The following is a 21,365-nucleotide window of genomic DNA, read 5'->3' on the forward strand; positions in this document are numbered from 1 at the left end:
TTCCGCGGATCTCGACCGCCGCATACATTCCAGTCTTCCACGGCCCGCTACCGCCCGGCATCGTTTCGTTTGCTGTGGAAGACTGCGGGGGTGGCCGAGACCGGTGGGCTGATTACCAACGTTTCCGACACCGCGCGCTGGGTGGCCGCCTACCGGGCCGCCGAATCCGAGCGCCCCGACGCGCTCTTCCACGATCGGCTCGCCGCCCGCGTGGCCGGTGACCGTGGCCGGGCCATCGCCGCCGCCGCACCGCGCTTCATGCGCAGTGGCTGGAGTCTGGTCGTCCGCACCAAACTCATCGATGATCTGATCGCCACCTCGCTCGCCGAGGGGTGTGATCGCGTACTCAAACCCAACTCGGCTGGACGCCGGTCGATATCGAGTCGCAGTTCGAGGCGGCGCACCGCTTCCATCGACTGCCGTGGTTCCTGAAGCCGTTCACGCTGTTCCCGCAACCGGATCCACACCAGCTGTCCGAGCAGCCCAAGACCCCGTGGAGCGCGGTCGTGCGCTTCAGCTGTGAGAGGTGAAAGTGCCGGTCAGCCTTTGAGTCTCAGTACCGCCAGCACCCGGCGGTGATGCGTATCCGAGGGCGGCAGGTCGAGCTTGAGGAAGATATTGCCGATGTGCTTCTCCACCGCGCGTTCGCTGACGGTGATCGAGGCGGCAATGGCGGCATTGGACAGGCCCTGCGCTATCAGCTCCAGCACCTCGCGTTCGCGCGGGGTGAGGCGGGCGAGCGAATCCTGTTGGCGGGTAGCTCCCATCAACTGACTCACCACTTCCGGGTCGAGAGCGGTGCCACCGGTGGCGACGCGCTGTAGTGCATCGACGAATTCCCGCACATCGGCGACGCGGTCCTTGAGCAGATAGCCGACGCCACCCGCGCCGGCGGCTAGAAGTTCGGTGGCATAGCGGGTTTCGATCCACTGTGAGAACACCAGGACACCGGTTTCCGGGGAACGGCGGCGCAGTTCGAGGGCGGCGAGCAGGCCCTCATCGGTGAAGGTGGGCGGCATGCGCACATCCACCACCGCGACGTCGGGGCGATGGGTGGCGACTACTTCGCCGAGGGTGGTGGCATCGCCGACCGTGGCCACCACGTGGTGGCCACGGTCGGCGAGCAGTCCGGTCAGGCCATCGCGCAGGATGGCATTGTCCTCGGCGATAACGATGCGCAGCGGGGTGGTCATCGCGGCACCGTGAGCGGTAGCACCATGGTCACCACGGTAGGGCCGTTGGGTGGACTCTCCACGGTCAGGTGGCCGTCCACGGTGCGGGCGCGGGCCGCCAAGCCGGAAAGACCGCCACCCACAAAGGAATCGCCATTCGGTGCGATGGGTTGCAGTGCGCCGCCCAGTCCGTTGTCGCGCACCGACAATGCGATCGCGTCGGTCCCGGCGGGCAGCACCGACAGCCAGACCTGCGTGGCAGCCGCGTGTTTGACCACATTCGTGAGCAGTTCCGCCGCCGAGAAATACGCGATCGCCTCGATGGCCGGCTCCGGGCGCTGCGGCAGCAGCACTCGCAGCTCCACCGGCAGCGCACAGCGGGCAGCGAGGGTCTCCAGGGCGGGTTCCAAGCCGAGATCCAGTGCGGGAGGGTGGATTCCACGCACCAGCTCGCGCAGTTCCGTCAGCGCCTCCTTGGATCCGGCGCGGGCCTCGTTGATGAGGTCGGTGGGATCACCGCCCGCGGCGACCCGATCTTCGGCGCGGGAGAGCGCCATGGCAATGCTGACCAGTCGCGCCTGGGTGCCGTCGTGCAGATCGCGTTCCAATCGGCGCAGGGTGGCCGCCGAGTTCTCCACCGCGGCACGGCGGCTGGCCTGTAACTCGACGAGCTGATGGTCCTTCTCGGTCGGAGTCAGCAGGGCGATCGCCAGCATGCGGTGCAGCCGGCACACCCCGCGCATTACCCAGATCATGAGGTAGCAGGCGATCAGACCGCATGCGGCGAAAGCGATCACCTTCGGCCAGGTGTCGACGAAGACGTTGCCGAACTGCGCCAGGGAAATGTGTTCCACGCCGTTCGAGTCGATATTCACGGGTTTCTCGATGACCCAGAAGATCGGTGATAGCACGATGAATACGCTGACGACCCCGATCATCAGCACCAGATATCCGACGACCACACCGAGCGCGGACTGCACGAGCAGGAAGGCCAGTGCCCGCCAGGAGGTCCGGTCGGTGAACGCGCTGCGCAGCCAGCCGAGGAAGCCGGGCCGCGGGGTGAACGGCGGCGGTGCGGGCAGCGGTGTGTCGAGCAGGTGCTCGGTGAGCGACCGATAGATCCGGCCCCACACCCGGCCGCCGAGAATCATCGCGGCGAATACCGGAATTCCGATGATGAAAATCGAGATGTACAGCCCGCCGCCGATTCCGAGGAAGAGATAAGTCACGCCCGCACAACCGAGAATGAAAGCGGCTACGAGATAGACCAATTCCTTCCAGGTGCGCGCCTCGATGGGGGCGCGCACAGCGGCGCGCAGCAGCGACGGGCCGGTGCGGTCGGGCTCCGGATCGGGCTTCTCCAGCGCCAGCGTTGGTTCGTCGGTCATCTCGCTCATGGCATCAATCGTTGTCGGGGCGGCTGGGAAACGCGATGGAGCAGGCCCGTAAGTCAATGGTGGGGCCAGCACCACCACCTAACATCATTGCTATGAGCTATCAAACGCCTCCACCCGGTTACCCCGCGTATCCGCCGGTGGATCACCCGCAGGCGGTTCTCATCCTGGTACTCGGCATTCTCAGTCTGGTGTTCTGCCAATTGGCCGGACCCGTGGCCTGGGTAATGGGCCGCAATGCCCTGCGCGAGATCGATTCCTCCGGCGGCGCGATGGGCGGACGCGGCATGGTGATGGCCGGTTACGTCTGCGGCATCATCGCGTCGATCTTCATCATCCTGGCCGTGATCGTGCTGATCCTCGCCATTGTGTTCGGTGTCTTCGTCACCACCAGCAGCGCGTAGTCGGCCGCGGCCGCGGGATCGAAATACGATGTGGCGGTGAGTTACCCCCCTTATGGTCCGTATCAGGGCTATCCGGCGTACGGCTACGGCCCGCCCCCGGAACACCCGCAGGCCACCACCATCATGGTGCTCGGCATCGTCGGCCTGGTGTTCTGCCAGCTACTCGGGCCGGTGGCCTGGATTATGGGCAGCAAGGCGAAACGCGAGATCGCCCAGTCCGGCGGCATGCTGGGCGGGCACAGCAGCGTAACCGTCGGATATATCTGCGGCATTGTCGCGACCTGCTTTCTCATGCTGGCGGTGCTGGTCTACGGCGTGGTGATTGCGATTGCCGTCGTCGGCGGCTCGAGCAGCGGTTACTGACCCCACTACGATTGCCGGGGTGAGTTCCGCCCCGATATCCGACGAAGCGCTCCCCGGTCCGACCGAGTGGGGCGAGCATCCGCACGGTGTCGGGCCGTGGCTCGCGGAATTCGGCACCGAGCCGCCGCTTGATCCGCATCTGGACCCGGAACTGCTCGCCCATGGTGACCGCCGCAATGTGGTGGACGCCTACCGGTACTGGACCCGGGAAGCCATCGTGGCCGATATCGACCGGCGGCGGCACCCCTTCCATGTGGCGATCGAGAATTTCGGGCACGACGCCAATATCGGGACGGTGGTGCGTACCGCCAATGCCTTCGCCGCGGCGGCGGTCCATATTGTCGGGCGCAAGCGGTGGAATCGGCGCGGGGCCATGGTCACCGACCGTTATCAGCACATCGTGCACCACTCCGATACCGATTCCCTGCTGGCCTTCGCGGCTGCCGAGGGGCTCACGGTGGTGGCGGTCGACAATGTGCCCGGGTCGGTTCCGTTGGAGACGGCGCGCCTGCCGCGCGACTGTCTGCTGCTGTTCGGGCAGGAGGGTCCGGGCGTGACCGAGGCCGCCAAACAGGGGGCGGTGCTCACCGTTTCCATTGCCCAGTTCGGTTCGACACGGAGTATCAACGCGGGTGTCGCGGCGGGTATTGCCATGCACTCCTGGATCGCTCAGCACGCGGATCTCACGACAGCCTGGTGAAATTCGGATCCGCGTCGCTTCCAAGATCATTCGAGACACGGTTCCATAACGAAATCCGGCACCGGATCGCGTGCCCGACTGGCACCATATGTCCTATGACTTCGCGGACCGGACGGCATGCGGAACCGACTGCCGCGCTGTGGTCCGAGCGCGCGGATATGGCCGAATCCGCCATTGTGACCCGGCATCTGCGCAATGTCTGGGCAATTCCGGGTACCACCCTCGGTGTGGTCGGCTGGCCGCCCACCAGGCGCGACCGTGCCTTCGCGTCCTGGCACTACTGGTGGCAGGCCCATCTCATCGACTGCGCGACCGACGCCGCGAACCGCGAGCCGACGCCGGTCCGTCGTCGTCGCGTCACCTCCGTCGCGCGCGGTATGCGGCTGCGCAATATCACCGGCTGGACCAATAACTACTACGACGATATGGCCTGGCTGACCATCTCGCTGGAGCGCGCCGAACGCACCCTCGGGCTCGACGAAATGCGCGGTGCGCTCACCACTTTGGAGAAGGAGCTGTACGACGCGTGGGCCCCGGAGGTCGGCGGCGGTGTGCCGTGGCGCAAGGGTTCCGACTTCTACAACGCGCCCGCGAACGGCCCGGTCGGCATCGCTATGGCGCGCCTGGGCCGCTACCAGCGCGCCCAGCAAATCTCCGACTGGATCGACGCGAACCTGCGCGATAAGGAATCCGGCCTGATTCTCGACGGCATTCATCTGCCGTCGGGTGAGATCGAACGGCCCGTCTACAGCTACTGCCAGGGCGTGGTGCTCGGACTGGATACCGAGTTGGCCGTGCACACCGGGGAACCGCGCCACACCGAACGCGTACTGCACCTGCTCGAGGCGGTCGAGGAGCATATGACCAGCGGCGGTGTGGTCAATGGCGGTGGTGGCGGCGACGGCGGCCTCTTCAACGGCATTCTCATCCGCTACCTCGCACTGGTCGCGGTCATGCTGCCCGGAGCCGACACCGTCCATACCAAAGCCAGGCGGACCGCCGCGTCGATCGTGCGCAATTCCGCCATTGCCGCCTGGGAGAACCGCCTGGAAGTGGAGGGCGAACCCCTCTTCGGCGCGGACTGGCGCAAACCGGCGCGACTACCCGGAACCGCCGGGGCCGGATACCTCACCGCCAATGGCTCGGTGACGGCATCGCGCACCCCGGAGCGCGATCTGTCGGTACAGCTTTCGGGGTGGAAGTTGATGGAGGCCGCGCACCAGGTCACCGCCGCGGGACTCTGACTCCTTGTCGCCCTCGGGTGCGGCCCCTCGTCATCCCGGAACGCTTTTGTCCGGGATCCACATCTCTGGCGGGCAGTGGATTCCGGCCAAAAGCACGCCGGAATGACGAGGGATAGGTGACCGGGACGAAGTCAGGCGCTCTGGCGGCCGTCGCCGACCGCGGCGCCATCCTCTATCTCGACCTCGAATTCCTCAGCGGGGCGCGACATCTCCACCCGGTACTGCCGGACGCCGACGATGGTGCCCAGCACCAGGCCGACGATCAGTGTCCCGACCACCACGGGCATCAACCACGACACTTTCTCCAGGAAACTGCCCGCGTAATACCCGACGAGCAGCAGTACCGGAGCCCAGAGGATCGCGCCGATGGTGGAGGCGATCGTGTACTTGCGGTGATCCATCCCGGCCGCACCGGCGACCAGTGGGCACAGCGTGCGGACCCATGGGATCCAGCGGGCGACCAGCACCGCGAAAAAGCCATGGCGATGTAGGAGTTCCGATACCCGCGTGAGATTGCGGGTATTGATGTACTTGCCGTTCTTTCTCGCCACCAGATGGTGCCCGGTGCGATGCCCGATCGCGTATCCGACCTGGTTACCGGCGATGGCGGCGATCATCGCCCCGATCGACAGCGCCCACACCTGCGCCTCGCCGGTGGCATGTGCGGCCAACACCACACCGGCGGTTATGAGCATGGAATCGCCGGGGAGGAACAGCCCGATAATGAGCGCGCACTCGAGGAATACGAAGGTCAGCACGATGGTCCACACCAGTGTCGGACCCGCGGCAGCCAAGGGCTCGAATCCGCTTGCCATCCACTGAGTCATGACTTGGGCACCATCCTCTTCGAAGAGCCATCTACGCTGTGCCTGTGTCGCGATCTACTCGAACTCATCTGCTCGATGGTCTGCGTGGCGGCCTCATGGGAATCGCCGAGACGGTACCGGGATTCAGCGGCGGTACCGTCGCGCTCATCACCGGTATCTACGATCGGTTGATCCTCTCGGCAGGGCATACCGTCAGCGGTCTCAGGTTGCTCGCGGTGGACCTGCCGCGCGGCGACGGGACCGCCCGGTCGGCGGCGGAGTTCCGCCGTGTGGACTGGCCGTTCATCGCGTCCGTCCTGGCCGGTATGGCGGTATGCGCCGTGCTGGCATCGAAATTGCTGGTGCCGCTGGTCGAGAACCACCCGCAGCAGACCTACGCGGTGTTCTTCGGTCTGGTGCTGGTCTCGCTGTGGGTCCCCTACTCCGAATCGGGGCGCCAGTGGTCGCCCGGGCTCTGGGCAGCAGCCGGCGTGGCCGCGGCGGCCGCCTTCGTCCTTACGGGCCTGCCGCCCTCGGAGATCAAGGATCCGCATCCGCTGCTCATTGTCGCGGTGGCCTCGGTGGCCATCTGCGCGCTCGTCATGCCCGGTGTCTCCGGATCGTTCATCCTGCTGGCCACCGGTATGTACACGGCCACGTTCACCGCGGTGAACGAGCGCGACCTTGGCTACCTGGCGCTGTTCGCGCTGGGCGCGTTCATCGGCCTGTCGGCCTTCGTGAAGTTGCTCCAGTGGCTGCTCGAGCATCATCACCGCGTTACGCTGGTGATCATGACCGGCCTGCTGGTCGGCTCGCTGCGGGCGCTGTGGCCGTGGCAGACCTGGGATGATGACGACAGCCGCGCCCTGCTCGCGCCGAGCAGCGACGTTCCGATCACGGTCGGGCTGATCGCGCTCGGGTCCCTGATCGTCGTCGCGGTCTTGGTGATCGAACGAAGGACGAGGGCAGTTCACCCCGCACACAGTACCGGTAGCGCGATAAGCGAACCGCGTGCTGACTCGACTCGTCACTGACCTAGGCTGTGTTCTGACAGAATCGACGGTGGCGACAGGATTGTCGTACGCAGCACACATACGGAGGTCATTGTGCCCATTGCGACTCCGGAGGTCTACGCCGAGATGCTCGGTCGGGCCAAAGAGAACTCCTTCGCCTTCCCCGCGATCAACTGCACATCGTCGGAGACGATCAATGCCGCGATCAAGGGCTTCGCCGATGCGGGCAGCGACGGCATCATCCAGTTCTCCACCGGCGGTGCCGAATTCGGTTCCGGTCTGGGTGTGAAGGATATGGTCACCGGTTCGGTCGCGCTCGCGGAGTTCGCGCACGTGATCGCCGCCAAGTACGACATCACCATCGCGCTGCACACCGACCACTGCCCGAAGGACAAGCTGGACGGCTTCGTTCGCCCGCTGCTGGCGATCTCGGCCGAGCGCGTGCGGGCCGGGCAGAACCCGCTGTTCCAGTCGCATATGTGGGACGGCTCCGCGATTCCGATCGACGAGAACCTCGAGATCGCCAAGGAACTGCTGAAGCAGGCCCACGCGGCCAATATCATCCTCGAGGTCGAGATCGGCGTTGTCGGCGGTGAGGAGGACGGTGTCGAGGCCGAGATCAACGACAAGCTCTACACCTCGCCCGAGGACTTCCAGAAGACCATCGACGCGCTCGGCGCCGGTGAGAACGGCAAGTACCTGCTCGCGGCCACCTTCGGCAATGTGCACGGCGTCTACAAGCCGGGCAATGTGAAGCTGCGTCCCGAGGTGCTGGCCGAGGGCCAGCGCGTGGCCGCCGCCAAGCTCGGCCTGGGCTCCGACGCACAGCCGTTCGACTTCGTCTTCCACGGTGGTTCCGGCTCGCTGAAGTCGGAGATCGAGGATTCGCTGCGCTACGGCGTGGTGAAGATGAACGTCGACACCGACACCCAGTACGCCTTCACCCGCCCGGTCGCCGGTCATATGTTCGGCAACTACGACGGTGTGCTGAAGGTCGACGGCGAGGTCGGCAACAAGAAGGTCTACGACCCGCGGTCGTACCTGAAGAAGGCCGAGACCTCGATGGCCGCCCGCGTGCAGGAGGCCTGCAACGACCTCGAGTCCGCCGGTCGTTCCATCAGCGCCAAGTAAGGTAGCCCTCGAGCGGAATCCGAACGAGGTGAGCGACGCGCGTGCCGCGGCGGCCAGGTATCCCAGTGATGCGAAATCGCCGCGGCCGTTTTCGACGCTTCGGTGTATGTCGAGGTGTAGGGCATGAATCTCGAAGTGCGGGTCCTCGGACCTGTGCAGCTGTCGGTCGGCGGCCAGGTGCTGCCGATCGGCGGACCGAAGCCGCGCGCACTGCTGGCCGCGCTGGCCGTGAACCGACGGCGGGCGGTCTCGTCGCAGGCGCTGGCCGATATCGTCTGGAACGATGAACCGCCGGACGCCTATCAGGCGAGCCTGCAGGTATTCGTCTCGAATATTCGTAAGACCTTGCGCCAGTCCGGAATCGATCCGGCGGCCGTCCTGCGGACCGAGGCCGCCGGATATCGGCTCGAAATCGAGGACGACCGATGCGACCTGGGTCGTTTCGAGAGCATCCGCCGCACCGGAACCGAGGCGCAGTCCTCGGGTAACTATGAGGCCGCCGCCCGGTTGTACGCCGAGGCGTTGGACCAGTGGAGCGGGCGGGCTCTCGACGATCTGAGCGGGCTGTCCTTCGCCGACAGCTTCGCCACCGCCATGGACGAGGAGCGGCTCCTGGTCGCCTCCGCCCGTATCGACGCCGAGATCGCCTGCGGGCGCGCCTCATCGGTGGTCGGCGAATTGGTATCCATGACCAATGCGCATCCGCTGCGCGAACCGCTGTGGGCGCAGTTGATTACCGCGCTGTACCTGTCCGGGCGCCAAGCCGATGCACTCGACGCGTGCCGCCGGGTGCGCACCGTGCTGGCCGATGAGCTCGGTATCGATCCGGGGCCCACGCTGGTGGCGCTCGAACAGCGGGTATTGCGGCAGGAACCCCTCGATACCGGGGAGTTGCGCGATGTCCAACGGATGGCCAATGCCATGACCGAGACGGTCACAGAAACGCCGCGCGCCGTGCGCAGCGGGCAATTGCGGCTACCCGACGGGCGGTCCATCCCCGTAGCCACCTCGGGTTTGAAGATCGGCCGCATGACCGATAACGACCTCGTTCTCGACGATCCCAAGGCCAGCCGCTACCACGCGCACATCACGCCCAGCCGGGCCGGACTGCTGGTCAAGGACCTGCACTCGGCCAATGGGGTGTACATCAATGAGGAAGCCATCGAAAGCGCGGCCATCCTCGCCGACGGTGACGCCATTCGGATCGGCTCGACGGTATTGACTTTCCAGGCCAGCCACTGACGCCCCGCAATCCCGCGCTATCCGGTGTCCGCCCCGTCATTCCGGCGTGCTTTTGGCCGGAATCCACACCCTGATCGGCCGGTCAGCCCCGGAAAAGTCCCGCGATATCGCTCAGTGCCCGCCGGTCTTCCAGATCCGGCGGCTGATGCCCGCTCTCGACGGTAATGGTGACTCTGTCCCCCGGCCGGATATTCAGATCCGCCCACGCCACGGCCAGTACGGGTGCGTTCACGATCAGATCGTGACAGCTGATGGTGATGCGCGAGGTGTAGTGCCCGCAGTGGGTCATGATCTCCTCGGCCAGCTCCTCGGTCAGCGCGCGGGTGGCCGTGAACTCCTCCATGTACATAGCAGCCGACTGTATTAGTCTGCTGCCCAGTTGGTTTCAATTCGTAGAGCGGGCTGCGGGTTCGCGAATATCGTTTCGCGACCCGCGTGTCGTGTAGCGGAAATCGGACGTCTGCCGAGGGTAGGGTCACTGGCCGTATGTGCCCGGTGTAGTTCGAGAGCGTCGAGAGGTTGGATTCATTGGCCAAGCGGGTGCTGGCGGCTGTTGGGGCAGTGCTGTGCGGAGCGGGGGTGCTGGTGGGTACCGACCGGACCGCGGCAGAAGCATTACCCGCCGAACCGGTAGCGGGTGTTGGACCGTGCCTGAGCGATCCCGCACCGGTGCACGAGGGTCTGCTCGGGAAGACGGTGGAGGTGCCGATTCCGTACCCGGTCGTCACGGTCGATCCGGGGCCGCCGAAGGAGAACGCCACGCGCGTGCAGATGGAATTGCCGTCCGACCCGTGCGTGAATCCCTGCCCCGATCTCACCGACGGGCCGACGGCGGCGCCGAATCTGCTCGAGCAGTTGGGGATTCCGCAATTGCGGTTGCGCCCGCAGCCCTTCCACTTCGCCTTCCCGAATCCCGACCAGCCCGAACTGCCGCCCGCTCCGGAACCGGCGGCACCACCGATCGACAGCGCGCCGCAGTCCCCGGCCCGGCCCGCGCCGCCGGTCGGGCAGGTGCGCGAGGTTGCCAAGCTGACCGGTGAGAATTCGGTGAACCGCACCGATAAGCGCTGGCAGGTCATGGGCACCGATCTCGGCATTATGTGGGAGAGTGCGCCCGGTGAGGTCGCGGTCGCCTTCGGCGACACGGTGGGCCACGACTTCCATCCGCCGGGTGGTTTCGGCAATGACTGGCGCAGCAATCTGCTCGCCTTCAGCACCGATACCGCACTCGGCGACGGGCTCACCATCGATCGCTTCGTCACCGACTCCCGATGCCACGCAGTCGAATTGCTGAGCAGTAAGAAGCTCGACAATGTGGAGATCACCACCATCCCCACCTCGGGATTCGCACTCGGCGACCGGCAGTACATGAGTTACATGTCCATTCGGACCTGGAACGCCCTCCCCGGCACCTTCCACACCAACTACGGCGGTATCGCCTACTCCGACGACCACGGCCAGACCTGGACCAAGGATGCGCACGCGCGCTGGGACAACATCTTCGGCGTCTCCAATTTCCAAGTGACGTCGATGGTTCCGCAGGGCGACTACGTGTACATGTTCGGCACCCCCAATACCCGCCTGGGCTCGGTCGGCCTCGCCCGCGTCCCCAAGGATCAGGTCCTCAATACCACCGCCTACCAGTACTGGCGGGACGGCTCCTGGACGCCGGTCGGCGGATTCGCCTCCGCCACACCGATTGTCGACGCCCCAGCCGGGGAGCTGTCGGTCCGCTACGACGCGGCACGTGGCGTGTGGCAGATGAGCTACCTCGATACCGTCAAAGCCGGAATCGTTGTGCGGGAATCGGATTCACCGCAGGGTCTCTGGTCGCCGAGTGTCGTGACGGTATCGGCTCTGCAATACCCGGAGATCTACGGCGGGTTCATCCACCCGTGGTCGACGGCCGAGGATCTGTACTTCACCATCTCCACCTGGAACGACTACAACGTCTACCTCATGCACGCGAGCATGGACTGAGTGCCTGATCAGAAGTCCGGAGCGTAACTTTTCACGTCATTCCGGCATGCTTTTGGCCGGAATCCACACCCGACTGGCACCGCACAGTGTGGATCCCGGCCAAAGTGCGCCGGGATGACGAAGCGAGGAGACGGTACCGCGTCCCCGATTTCGAGTGCGGTCAGGCGCTCAGGAGAGGCGAACCTCGGCGATGGCGCGGCCGAAGAGCTTCTTGCCCTCCGACGTCGCGCCGAGAATAACTGTGGCGGTGCCGTTCTCGGCGTCTGTGGACTTCACCCGGCCGGTGAATTCGACGATGGTCGGGGCGGTGGGCTCGACCGGGACAAAGCCGGAGAAGCGAACGCTGAATTTGGCCAGTGCGGCCGGATCGCCCAGCCAGGAGACCAGGTAACCGGCGGTCAGGCCCATGGTGAGCATGCCGTGTGCGACCACGGTGGGCAGGCCGACCAGTTTCGCGGCGGTATCGCTGAAGTGGATCGGGTTCGGGTCGCCGGAGACGCCCGCGTAATTGACCAGGTCACCGCGGGTGACGGGCACGCTGGCGGCGGGCAATTCGGTGCCCGCGGCCAGGGTCGCGGCGGCCGGGACGGTGTGCACCGGGAGAGCCTGTGCCGGTGGTGTCGGCGCGGCGACCTCTTCCGGTGAGAGCAGGATGAGCCCGCTCGGGTCGAACGCCTCGGAATCGCCGTCGGCGACGTGGCCGTGCATGACCAGACCCGACATTGTCTCGACCGCGTCCTGATCTATCTCGACGCCGCGTCGGGCCACAATTGTGGTGGTGGACACCAGAACCGGCAGCGTGTCGACATCGGCGAGCGTCACCTTGACGTTGATGAAGTCGTTGTCGCCGAAGGTGCGGATGGAATCGATCACCACATCCACCGACAGCAGATCACCCGCCAGGATCGGGCGGTGGAATTCGAAGATCTGATCGGTCTGCAGGATCTGCGAGACGTCGTACTCGGTGAGTACGGTGCCGATCAGGGAGCGGGTGGTGGCCGCGCCGATTACGGATGCGAACGTCGGGGAGGCGATCAACCCGTCGTAACCCAGCTTCCGCGCATGGGCTTCCTGATGGTGCGCCGGATGGTCGTTGCGAACGGCTCGAGCGAATTCGCGAACCTTCTCCCGGCCGACATCGTAATGATCGCGTACCCGGAAGTGCCGGCCGACCAGTGCGGTGGCGTTAGCCGCCTCAGCTGCCGTTTCCGGCATGTGCTCTCAACTCCTGTGCATCTGAAATCCTGGCGGGCCGGACGATCTTTTCGTCAAAGCTGGCCCAGACAATCCGGGCTATGCTACCGGTGGGTTGGGCTGTTGACCAGGAGTTTGTGACGTTTGTCGCGGTTCTGCGCCGCTCCGTCGCAACCGAATTCGACCCGGGCCACGGCGTATACCGCGCGCATTGCGCGAAGCGCACCGAACAGGTGTGCCGTGCTCATGGACCGCCCCGAAAACGCCGCAGCGCCGACGTGGGCCGCTCCGTCGGCGTTGCGCGCACAATTGGTGGATCAGCTCCGCCCCGAGCGGTCACATATCGACTCGAGGTGGCAGATTGCGCCGCCTTTCGGCGAACTATGACCGCCCCGGAACGGATTCCAGGCCGATGCGGGTGGTCGGAATTCCGCACGTTTCGCGGCCGAACCGCCCCGTCATCCCGGCGCGCTTTTGGCCGGGATCCATACTGTGCGGTGGCATTCGGGTGTGGATTCCGGCCAAAAGCATGCCGGAACGACGAGGAGATTACGCTCAGGACTTCTGACCAGGCGCTTAGCTCGGAGTGGCCGGCGGATCGCACACCTTCCAGCCATCCTCGGAGCGCTGCAGGTCGAAGGTGCGCTGCGACTGCTTGCTCGGATCGGCCGCCGTGTAGACCGTGGCCTGCGCCATGGCGGAGTCGTCGGTGATGCGGACCGCGTCGATCTGCTTGATCACCGGAATCCCCTTCTGCTCCTTGGAGGTTCGGTAGACGCCCGCGAACTGCTCGGCCGAGATGTTCTGGTAGAAGTCGTGCTGCGATCCGCAGGTGATGGCACGCAGCTGGTCCAGATCTCCGTCCGACAATGCCTCGGTGTAGGTGTTGATCGCTCGCTTCACCTGCGCCTCAGGCGAATTGTCGGTTCCGCCGCGCACCAGCCCGACCACCGCGGCCAGCAGCACCAGCACCAGCACCGCGGCCCCCGCTACCAGCAGCCACCACCGTTTACCGCGCCCCGTCCCGGTCTCCTCCGGCGGCACCTCCCGCTCACTCGCCGCGGGCACCCGCTGCGGTGGTGCGATCGGCCGCGGCTGCCCCGGCTGCCCACCCGGTGCGACAGCACGCGGACTCTTCAGCGGTTGCGCCGGCATGGTCGGCTGAACGTCCGCCGGTGACGGCGCGGACGTGGGCCGCCGCGGCGGCGGCGGTATCCGCTGCGGCGGCGCGGGCCGACCCGCCTCCTGCCCACCCGGCATCGGCCCACGCGGTCCCACATTCCGTGGGCCCGCATTCAATCGAGGCGTACTCGGCGGCTTACTCAGCGGCCCCGGCCGCCCACCGGTCTGAATCTTCTCGGTGGTGGCCTGATCCCGAGGTACCACCGGAAACGCCGTGGTCTTGTCGTCGGCCGGGCTGGAAACCTTCTGAATAGCAATGGTTTCCGCATCCGGCACGTCGGAAGGCGCAGTCCCGCCCTGCTCGGCCTGGCCCGCACCCGTCCCTTGCCCGGTCGCCTCCGGCTGCCCGCTGCGCGAACCTGCCCCAGCGCCACCAGCTTTCGCGGCCTCATGTTCGGCCTGTCCGCCCGGCGTCGGTGGCCCACCGGGCGCATCCGATCGAGCGCCCCCGGCCTGCGCGGGACCACCGGAGGCGCCCACTGAAGACCGGCCCGGCTGCCCATCACCGCCGGGTTGATCACCCCGGCCAGCCCCTGCTCGCGGATCGCCGCCCTGTCCCGAACCCCCTGACCCACCGGAGACGGTCGGCTGCGCGATCCCGGCCAGCGGCCGCCCCCCAGCGGGAGCATCGCCGCGTCCGCTCGTTCCCGGCCGGTCACTCGGGCGCTGGCCACCGCCGGATCGCCCACCGGTCACATTGTCCGACCGCCCACCGGGCTGATCGGGACGCTCCGCCCCACCGACCTGACCGGCCACCTCAGCTCCGCCGCCCCCACTTGCGGATTGCGCCGCGCCCCCGGCCGATGCGCCGCTGCGCTCAGTGCGACGGTCCGTGTCGTGAGGTTGTCCGCCGCCGGGTTGTTCGCCGGCCACATCGCCCGGTCGCCCGCCCAGCTGGCCCGGCCGCCCCGCACCGGTGTTCTGCTCGGCCGCACTCGCTCCGACCCCGGATCGGCCCGCGCCACTTGCGGATTGCGCCGGACCCTGAGCCGGTGGGCCGCTGGGCTCGGTGGGGCGGGCGGTGTCGGATCGCGCTCCGCCGGATGGACCTCCGGGTCGGGCAGCGTTCTGCTGTCCGGCGTTCGGCGGCACCGTACCGAACTTGGTGGTTGCCGCATCGTCGGCGGTGGCCTGGTCGGCAGCGCCGGACGACCCTGGGGGCGGGGTGTCGCCGGGCACGCTGCCACGTTGACCGCCGCCACGCAGGCTTTCGGTCTCGCTATCCGACTGTCCACCGACGGCGGAAGTCGCGGCCGACTGCCTGCCGGGGTGGGACGTTCCTGGCTGGCCACCGTCCGGCCGATCAGCCGCACTCGCTCCGCCGCCGGATTGACCTGCGCCGCTCGCGGATTGCGGCGCACCCCCAGCGGGTGCACCGCTGGACTGCGCGGGACGACCCGCCCCACCGGATTGCGTGCGGAACTTGGTGGTTGCCACGTCGTCGGTAGTGGGTTGGTTGGCGTCGCCGCCCTGGCCTGCGGTTCCACCGCCCGGTCCGCCGACGGGAGTCGGGTCCGGCCGACCGCCGGGTTGGGCGGTCCCCGGCCGGACATCGCCCGGCCTACCTGCCTCATTCGCTCCACCACTGGATCGGCCTGCGCCGCTTGCTGATTGCGCTGCGGCACTTGCCGCCGCCGCGCCGCCGGGACGTGAGGCTCCACCGGGTGCGGTCCCACCCTGGCTCGCGCCGGGCTGCGTGGTCCGCTGCTGGCCGGCGGTCGGTCCGCTGCTGGCCTGGGTGTTCTCGGCCCGCCCGCTCATCGGTACGGTCTCGGATTGCCCTGCCGCACCGGGGGATTGCGCTGCGGAACCAGCCGACGGGGCTGTGTCGGGCGCGCTACCGGCGGGCGTCGGCTGTCTGCCGGGCTGAGTGGTGCCGGAGTGACCTGCGCCCTGACCGCCCGGCCGCTGCGCGCCCGTCGGACCGTTCGGTGCGGTGCCGCCGGTCCGCGGTGCGCCGGAACCGCCCGTTCCCGCGGGTCCGGTGGGCTGGGGTGGCTCTTCGTAGTGGATGGTCGCGAACTGTGAGCCGCTCGGCCGACCCGATGCCTGCGGCTCGCCGGTCTGCGCTGCGACAGCGCCGGCTGGCGTCCCGCCGCCCGGCTGGTCCGAATCCGCATCATCAGCCGTGATCTCCGCGCGGCGCATGGCGACGGTCTCGGCGTCGGCACTCGACGATTTCGCGGCGGCGGATGGGTTGCTGTGGGCGGGTGCGGGATCGGTCGACTCGGGTGTGGAGGTGCGGGGAGCCGACGGCATGGGTTCGGTGGCGTCGGGCGGGGAGGTGGCCTGGTCGTCGGGGGCGGAACGGTTCGAGCCGACCGGGGCCGAGGCAGGGCTGTCCGGTCGGGAGTCTTCTCCCCGGCCCTGCGGTTGCTGATCGGCGTTCGAGTCGGACACGCGCTACCCCTCGGTTTTGGCGAAACGGTGATTCGACGGTCAGCCTACTGAGCAATTCGCCGGTCGGTGCACAATGATCCGCATGACCTCCTTCGGTGATCTGCTCGGACCTCAGCCGGTAATGCTTCCGGAAAACACCGATGCGGAGGAGGCGCTGCTGCAAGGCACGGACCCGGTTCGGGTCGCGGCGGCGCATCCCACCGCCTCCATCGCCTGGGCACAGCTTGCCGAGGATGCTCTCACTCGTGGGGAGTCGGTGACCGACCCCGATGGCGATACGGTGAACTTCGATGTCATCGCCGCCTACGCCTTCGCCCGCACCGGCTACCACCGCGGCCTGGACCTTTTGCGCCGCAATGGCTGGAAGGGTTTCGGGCCGGTGCCGTGGAGCCACGAACCCAATCAGGGCTTCCTCCGCGCCGTCGGCGCACTGGCCCGCGCCGCCCGCGCCGTCGGCGAAACCGACGAATACGCGCGCTGCCTGGACCTCCTGGAAGACTGCGATCCCCGCGCCGCCGCCGAACTCGGCCTCGACTGAGCCGCGATGTGACCGGTGAACTAGGCGGCAAACTGACATCCGCGCGCGAATCCAGTCTCGCGCGGATACAGGGCGCGCTGCTGCGGGTGCGGACCTCGGCGCTGCCGATCCTGCAATGCGCCATCGCGGCGGGCCTGGCCTGGTTCATCGCCCATAACGTCATCGGCCACCCGCAGCCGTTCTTCGCACCCATGGCCGCGATCATCTCGACCGGAGTCTCCTTCGGCGCGCGCCTGCGCCGGGCGGCCGAACTCATGGTGGGCGTCGCGGTCGGCATCGGTATCGGTGACGTATTCATCTCCTGGGTGGGCTCGGGGGTGTGGCAGATCGCCCTGGTGGTCGCGGTCGCCATGACCCTGGCGGTCTTCCTCGACAGCGGCACCATCATTACCGCGCAGGCGGCCGGTTCCGCCGTACTGGTCGCGACGCTACTGCCGCCGCACAGCGGCGCCAGCGGTCTGCGCATGGTGGATGCCCTGGTCGGCGGAGTAGTGGGAATCCTTGTGGTGGCGGTACTTCCACTGCATCCGGTGCGCCGCGCCCGCCAGCAGGCCGCCGATGTCCTCGCCGTCATGGGGCAGAGCCTCGCCGACTGTGGCGCGGGCCTGCTCGAACACGACGCCGGGAAGATCAAGGCCGCCCTGGACGCGGCGCGCGGCACCCAATCCCAGCTCGACAGCCTGCGCAATATGTTGGAGGGTGGCGAGGAGATCATCCGGATCTCCCCGCTGTACTGGAACTCCCGCCAGCGCATGCAGCGACTCCGAGCCACCGCCGAACCCCTCGACCACGCCATCCGCAATACCCGCGTCCTGCTGCGCCGGGCCTTGAGTTCGGTGCGCGACGACGAGGTCCTCGACCCACGCCTCATCGTGGAGGTGGAGAAGCTCGGCCAGGCGGTGGATGTGGTGCGCCGCATGGTGCTCGCCGACCCGGACGAGCAGCCGGACGCCGCCGAGGCCACCCGCATACTGCGCACGGTCGCCAAGGGTGCGACCAAGGATATGGTCGAGGGCTCCGGCATCTCCGCACACGTGGTGTTCGCGCAAATCCGTTCCATCGTGGTGGATCTGATGGAGGTGTGTGGCATGAAGCGGCTGTCAGCCGTGGCATTGCTGCCGCCCACAGTATCCAATCCCTATGTGACACCCGTGGATTGACGCCGGGTGTGGATCGAATGCCACGTAGTGATGCGCGGTCCTGCGGGATTTCGCGTCTGTCTGCGGGTACCGAATATTTGATCTTCGGGTAGTGCACTACTCGCGTGGATCCCCTTGCGCCCCTCTACCGTTCATTTACGGCCGAATCGAACGAGGGGTTGGTTCGGCCTCACATTCGCGGCGACGGCGCAACGGTGTGCGGCCGGGGGGTGTGGCGGGTCGCACGGTCACCGAATGCCATCGGCGCGAAATGAGCCGCCCGGTCACCGGGTCGTCCGGGCGGCTCACCCCACTCTTCGGGACTTCTCGCCCCACAGCGGGGGAGCGGTGGACTACAACCAGAACCGTGTGAGCCAGTTGCCGTTCTGTTCCCACCGCGCCGGGATCCCCGACAGCTCGAACAGCGACCTGATGGTGGTGAAGAACACCTGATTGACCTCCGGCACGAACAGCAGCGCCACCAGGATCAGGATTCCGTACGGCTTGATCTGGTCGAGGGAGCGGCGGCGCTGGTAGCTCAAAGATGGCTCCAGAATCCCGTATCCGTCGGTGCCGGGCACCGGAATCAGATTCAGCACGGTCGCGAAGATCTGCAGGAAGGCCAGGAAGCTCAATCCGAACCAGAACGCCGAATGGGACTCCTCGCTGCCGAAGAGCCCGATGATCGTCAGCAGCACGATCGCGCACAGCAGATTCACCATCGGTCCCGCACCGCTGAGCACCCGTTGCGTTCGCGCGCTGAAGTCGTGCGACTGCACGTAGACCGCACCACCGGGCAGTGCGAATCCGCCGATCGCGATGAACACCAGCGGCAGGCCGATCGACAGCAGCGGATGGCTGTATTTCAACGGATTCAGCGTGAGATACCCACGCAATTCGACATCGTGATCACCGGCCCGCCACGCCACATACGCGTGCGCGAATTCGTGTAGGCACACCGAGACGATCCAGCCCGCCACCACCATGATGAACACGCCGACCTTCGCCTGCCTGGCGAAAAGATCGGCGTCCCAGGCGAGCACCCCACCGCCCACGGCAATGGCCACCAGCACCAGGAATACCGGGCTCGGCCGCACCGACCCCGATGCCCGCCGCACAGACTGGGGATAGCTCATCGAACTCCTCGCGTCGGCGCCCCGACCCGATTGCGGGAGGACGTCAGCGGACCAGCAGCCACGGCTCGTGGTGCCGGTAGAAAGTGGACCGCGGCACGATCTTGTCACCGCTCACACCATCGCGGATTACCATGCCGCCGCGCGTCCCCAACTGCATGGCACGCCCCTCCACCCAACGGCGTTTGCGCAGCCCACGCTGCACGGTGGCATGCAATCCGGGCATCTCCAGCATGGGCGATATATGCAGTGCCGCGACCTTGCCGGTGAACAGCCGGGTGTCGTCGACGTACGCCTCACCCTCGAGCTTCTCGCCGCGCGGTCCGACAATGGTGGCGCGGCCGATCAACACCTTGCCGGTGTCATCGCGAATGAGCGGGGTCTCGAAGGCCTTACCTTCGAGCGCGCGTTTGGCGGCGGCATTGCCGGTACCGGTCTGATAGGCGCGCGAGCCGTAGGTGCGGTCGACCGGCACATAGCCGATCTCCACATTGAGTCGTTCGGTGCGCATCAGATGCGTGAGCACGGAAGCCAATCCGGCATCCTCGCCGAGCACGATCAGGCGGGGCAGACTGTCCGCGGCCATGACCGGCAACATCTCATCCAGTGCGGACGGCTCCGGAATGGCGGCCGTCTGCACGGTCGGCAGCGATGCCAGAGCGATCGGTACGGGTGCGCCATTGCAGCGGAGAACGTAGGTACTCAACTGCCGCACTTCCTCCTCGAACCGGACATTCGATCGCCTCGCTGCGCCTCCGGCCGAACCCAATCGGCCCGACCTCCGGTGCCACCATAGTCCCGTTCAGTAACAGCCGCGTCGCGGTGAAAGCCCCGCCTCGCGCCGCACGCGGGGCGGGAACCTGGGCGTATGTGGCTATCTATTAGACTGTGTCTCCGGCCACCGCCTTGTGACGGCGGGTAGCTGCAGTATCGCTGATACTGCGTGTCGAACCCGTAGGAGACTCCTAATGCCGGCAATCGTGCTGATCGGCGCCCAGTGGGGCGACGAGGGCAAAGGCAAAGCAACCGATCTGCTCGGCGGCAGTGTCCAATGGGTGGTCCGGTATCAGGGCGGCAATAACGCGGGACACACCGTGGTTCTGCCCAATGGTGACAATTTCGCTCTGCATCTCATCCCGTCCGGCATCCTCACCCCCGGTGTGACCAACGTCATCGGCAATGGCGTGGTGATCGATCCGGGTGTACTGCTGACCGAACTCGCGGGCCTGGAACAGCGCGGTGTGGATACCTCCCGCCTGCTGCTGTCGGCCGACGCGCACCTGATCATGCCGTACCACGTGGCCATCGATAAGGTCACCGAACGCTTCCTCGGCAATAAGAAGATCGGCACCACCGGCCGCGGTATCGGCCCCTGCTACCAGGACAAGGTCGCGCGCGTGGGTGTCCGTGTCGCCGATGTGCTGGACGAGAAGATCCTCACCCAGAAGGTCGAAGCCGCACTGGAATTCAAGAACCAGGTGCTGGTGAAGATCTACAACCGCCGCGCGCTGGATCCGCAGCAGGTGGTGGACGAGGTACTCGAGCAGGCCGAGGGCTTCAAGCACCGCATCGCCGATACCCGCCTGCTGCTCAACCAGGCCATCGAGGGCGGCGAGATCGTCCTGTTGGAGGGTTCGCAGGGCACCCTGCTGGATGTCGACCACGGCACCTACCCGTACGTCACCTCCTCCAACCCGACCTCCGGCGGCGCCGCGGTCGGTTCCGGCATCGGCCCCAACAAGATCGAGACGGTGCTCGGCATCCTGAAGGCCTACACCACCCGCGTCGGCTCGGGCCCCTTCCCGACCGAGCTATTCGACGAGTCCGGGGTCTACCTGGCCAAGACCGGCGGTGAGGTCGGCGTGACCACCGGCCGCGGCCGCCGCACCGGCTGGTTCGACGCCGTAATCGCCCGCTACGCCACCCGCGTCAACGGCATTACCGACTACTTCCTCACCAAGCTGGACGTACTGTCCAGCCTCGACACCATCCCGATCTGCGTGGCCTACGAGGTCGACGGCGAACGCGTGGACGAAATGCCCACCACCCAAACGGATTTCCACCACGCCAAGCCCATCTACGAGGAGATGCCCGGCTGGTGGGAAGATATCTCCGGGGCACGCACGTTCGAGGAACTTCCGCCCAATGCCCAGGCCTATGTGTTGCGCCTGGAAGAACTTTCGGGGGCCCGAGTCTCCTGCATCGGCGTTGGCCCCGGCCGCGACCAGACCATTGTGCGCCACGACGTGTTGAGCTGATTGAGCTCATTGAGGATCGCCCCGCTGTGTCCGATCGCAGCGGGGCGATTTGTGTGGCGGGGTGGGGGCAAC

At 66.7% G+C, this 21,365-nt stretch carries 20 protein-coding genes; 12 read left to right on the forward strand and 8 right to left on the reverse strand.

The window, feature by feature from the left end; genetic code table 11:
- Positions 1-90: 90 nt before the first annotated feature.
- Positions 91-432, forward strand: coding sequence for a class I SAM-dependent methyltransferase (locus NU1_RS35780; RefSeq protein WP_067528582.1), 342 nt, complete (start codon positions 91-93; stop codon positions 430-432).
- Between the two features lie 107 nt (positions 433-539).
- Here the strand turns inward: NU1_RS35780 and NU1_RS35785 are convergent, their stop codons facing one another.
- Entirely contained in the window at positions 540-1,193 is a 654-nt protein-coding gene (locus NU1_RS35785) for a response regulator (protein ID WP_170264363.1), read from the reverse strand.
- Positions 1,190-2,569: a sensor histidine kinase gene (locus NU1_RS35790; RefSeq protein ID WP_067528587.1), complete on the reverse strand. Its 1,380-nt coding sequence runs from the start codon at positions 2,567-2,569 to the stop codon at positions 1,190-1,192. The genes NU1_RS35785 and NU1_RS35790 overlap by 4 nt, the downstream gene beginning before the upstream one ends.
- 92 nt (positions 2,570-2,661) lie before the next feature.
- Between NU1_RS35790 and NU1_RS35795 the strand changes: the two genes are divergently transcribed.
- From NU1_RS35795 to NU1_RS35810, 4 genes are all read left to right on the forward strand, one after another.
- The gene (locus tag NU1_RS35795; protein WP_067528589.1) at positions 2,662-2,970 is read left to right on the forward strand and encodes a DUF4190 domain-containing protein; all 309 of its coding nucleotides are present in this window, start codon (positions 2,662-2,664) and stop codon (positions 2,968-2,970) included.
- Between the two features lie 36 nt (positions 2,971-3,006).
- Positions 3,007-3,333, forward strand: a complete 327-nt coding sequence (locus NU1_RS35800) for a DUF4190 domain-containing protein (RefSeq protein ID WP_067528629.1) — start codon at positions 3,007-3,009, stop codon at positions 3,331-3,333.
- A gap of 19 nt (positions 3,334-3,352) precedes the next feature.
- On the forward strand, positions 3,353-4,033 hold the full coding sequence (locus tag NU1_RS35805) for a TrmH family RNA methyltransferase (protein ID WP_371859869.1): 681 nt from the start codon (positions 3,353-3,355) through the stop codon (positions 4,031-4,033).
- Between the two features lie 95 nt (positions 4,034-4,128).
- Positions 4,129-5,277 carry a glycoside hydrolase family 76 protein gene (locus NU1_RS35810; protein ID WP_067528591.1) on the forward strand — a complete coding sequence of 383 codons (1,149 nt, stop codon included), beginning with the start codon at positions 4,129-4,131 and terminating at the stop codon, positions 5,275-5,277.
- Positions 5,278-5,408: 131 nt separating this feature from the next.
- Here NU1_RS35810 and NU1_RS35815 read toward each other — a convergent pair whose 3' ends face one another.
- On the reverse strand, positions 5,409-6,104 hold the full coding sequence (locus tag NU1_RS35815) for a DedA family protein (protein ID WP_084522123.1): 696 nt from the start codon (positions 6,102-6,104) through the stop codon (positions 5,409-5,411).
- A gap of 44 nt (positions 6,105-6,148) precedes the next feature.
- Here NU1_RS35815 and NU1_RS35820 point away from each other — a divergent pair, with 44 nt between their 5' ends.
- The 3 genes from NU1_RS35820 to NU1_RS35830 all read left to right on the forward strand — a co-directional run bounded on the left by NU1_RS35820 (position 6,149) and on the right by NU1_RS35830 (position 9,469).
- Positions 6,149-7,117 (forward strand): DUF368 domain-containing protein, encoded by a 969-nt coding sequence (locus NU1_RS35820; protein WP_067528595.1) that lies wholly within the window; start codon positions 6,149-6,151, stop codon positions 7,115-7,117.
- Positions 7,118-7,189: 72 nt separating this feature from the next.
- Complete coding sequence (gene fbaA, locus NU1_RS35825; protein ID WP_067528597.1) at positions 7,190-8,227, forward strand: class II fructose-bisphosphate aldolase; 1,038 nt, start codon at positions 7,190-7,192, stop codon at positions 8,225-8,227.
- A 123-nt stretch (positions 8,228-8,350) separates the two neighbouring features.
- Positions 8,351-9,469: a BTAD domain-containing putative transcriptional regulator gene (locus NU1_RS35830; protein WP_067528599.1), complete on the forward strand. Its 1,119-nt coding sequence runs from the start codon at positions 8,351-8,353 to the stop codon at positions 9,467-9,469.
- An 82-nt stretch (positions 9,470-9,551) separates the two neighbouring features.
- Here NU1_RS35830 and NU1_RS35835 read toward each other — a convergent pair whose 3' ends face one another.
- Positions 9,552-9,818: an HPr family phosphocarrier protein gene (locus NU1_RS35835; protein ID WP_067528601.1), complete on the reverse strand. Its 267-nt coding sequence runs from the start codon at positions 9,816-9,818 to the stop codon at positions 9,552-9,554.
- Positions 9,819-9,997: 179 nt separating this feature from the next.
- Here NU1_RS35835 and NU1_RS35840 point away from each other — a divergent pair, with 179 nt between their 5' ends.
- Positions 9,998-11,449 carry a glycoside hydrolase family 183 protein gene (locus tag NU1_RS35840; RefSeq protein WP_067528631.1) on the forward strand — a complete coding sequence of 484 codons (1,452 nt, stop codon included), beginning with the start codon at positions 9,998-10,000 and terminating at the stop codon, positions 11,447-11,449.
- 168 nt (positions 11,450-11,617) lie between these two features.
- Here the strand turns inward: NU1_RS35840 and NU1_RS35845 are convergent, their stop codons facing one another.
- Positions 11,618-12,664, reverse strand: coding sequence for a fused (3R)-hydroxyacyl-ACP dehydratase subunits HadA/HadB (locus NU1_RS35845; RefSeq protein WP_067528603.1), 1,047 nt, complete (start codon positions 12,662-12,664; stop codon positions 11,618-11,620).
- A gap of 555 nt (positions 12,665-13,219) precedes the next feature.
- Positions 13,220-16,225: an Rv0361 family membrane protein gene (locus NU1_RS43635; protein WP_212762240.1), complete on the reverse strand. Its 3,006-nt coding sequence runs from the start codon at positions 16,223-16,225 to the stop codon at positions 13,220-13,222.
- A gap of 82 nt (positions 16,226-16,307) precedes the next feature.
- On the opposite strand from NU1_RS43635, the gene NU1_RS35865 reads away from it, so the two are divergent.
- Positions 16,308-16,763 carry a DUF3151 domain-containing protein gene (locus tag NU1_RS35865; protein ID WP_067528633.1) on the forward strand — a complete coding sequence of 152 codons (456 nt, stop codon included), beginning with the start codon at positions 16,308-16,310 and terminating at the stop codon, positions 16,761-16,763.
- A gap of 32 nt (positions 16,764-16,795) precedes the next feature.
- A complete protein-coding gene (locus NU1_RS35870) occupies positions 16,796-17,923 on the forward strand; it encodes an FUSC family protein (protein ID WP_157553475.1) in 1,128 nt (375 codons plus the stop codon).
- A gap of 332 nt (positions 17,924-18,255) precedes the next feature.
- Here NU1_RS35870 and NU1_RS35875 read toward each other — a convergent pair whose 3' ends face one another.
- A complete protein-coding gene (locus NU1_RS35875) occupies positions 18,256-19,038 on the reverse strand; it encodes a site-2 protease family protein (protein ID WP_067528608.1) in 783 nt (260 codons plus the stop codon).
- A gap of 43 nt (positions 19,039-19,081) precedes the next feature.
- Positions 19,082-19,741 carry a hypothetical protein gene (locus tag NU1_RS35880; RefSeq protein WP_067528637.1) on the reverse strand — a complete coding sequence of 220 codons (660 nt, stop codon included), beginning with the start codon at positions 19,739-19,741 and terminating at the stop codon, positions 19,082-19,084.
- Positions 19,742-20,003: 262 nt separating this feature from the next.
- Between NU1_RS35880 and NU1_RS35885 the strand changes: the two genes are divergently transcribed.
- Positions 20,004-21,293, forward strand: coding sequence for an adenylosuccinate synthase (locus tag NU1_RS35885; RefSeq protein ID WP_067528610.1), 1,290 nt, complete (start codon positions 20,004-20,006; stop codon positions 21,291-21,293).
- The last annotated feature ends 72 nt before the right edge of the window (positions 21,294-21,365 follow it).

This window comes from Nocardia uniformis NBRC 13702, assembly GCF_001613345.1.
In the GTDB taxonomy this organism is placed as follows: Bacteria; Actinomycetota; Actinomycetes; order Mycobacteriales; family Mycobacteriaceae; genus Nocardia; species Nocardia uniformis.